General features: G+C 45.6%; 1 pseudogene. It reads left to right on the top strand.

The window, feature by feature from the left end:
- Positions 1-389: pseudogene (locus ABGY95_RS03665) on the top strand (hypothetical protein); the annotation flags it as partial.
- Positions 390-596: the final 207 nt, after the last annotated feature.

Here is a 596-nt window from a genome sequence, read left to right as displayed (position 1 = left end):
GATTGCCGTGGAGCACCATCTTTATTCACCTAATGTGCAGCCTTGCTCTGTGTTCTGGCCTCTCAGGTATTGCTGTTGGAATGGGGGCAAGCATTCCTAATTTTCGTGAATCATCGCCCGCAAAAATTGCAGCTGGATTTGGGGGAACTCTGAGCCTCGTCCTCAGTGCCATGTTCATTATTCTTCTGGTTGTGACCGTTGGTTTCACGCACCACTTCAATCTCTTACAGCAAACTCTAGGCCAAGTCCCTTTGGACACAGCAAGCCAACTCCTTGGAAGTTCTGGTGGACAAGTTGTCAGCCTCTGCATAATTATCGCGGGTGGCCTGCTAGCCACTTTCTTACCGTTGATACTTGGAATCCGTGCATTCAGACAACTGGAACCCTGAGCTATGCTGCCATAATTACTGAATTCGAAGTTGTTAGGACTTTCCCCTCGAATTATTGTTTTCTCGCGTTATTAGACCTGGTTTCTGGCCTTACTAGTTGATTGGTCTATTGTTTAAATAGTTAAATTCATTTAGATACTTGAATTCCGAGTACAGCCATAACGACAATGATCCGTCCACTACGAACTCCAATGAAACAGCGAACCA

Origin of the sequence: Rubritalea sp. (genome assembly GCF_039830215.1) — a bacterium.
Taxonomy (GTDB): Bacteria; Verrucomicrobiota; Verrucomicrobiia; order Verrucomicrobiales; family Akkermansiaceae; genus Rubritalea.
Note: the sequence above shows the minus strand (reverse complement) of the source record. Positions and strands in the feature narration are given on the sequence as shown.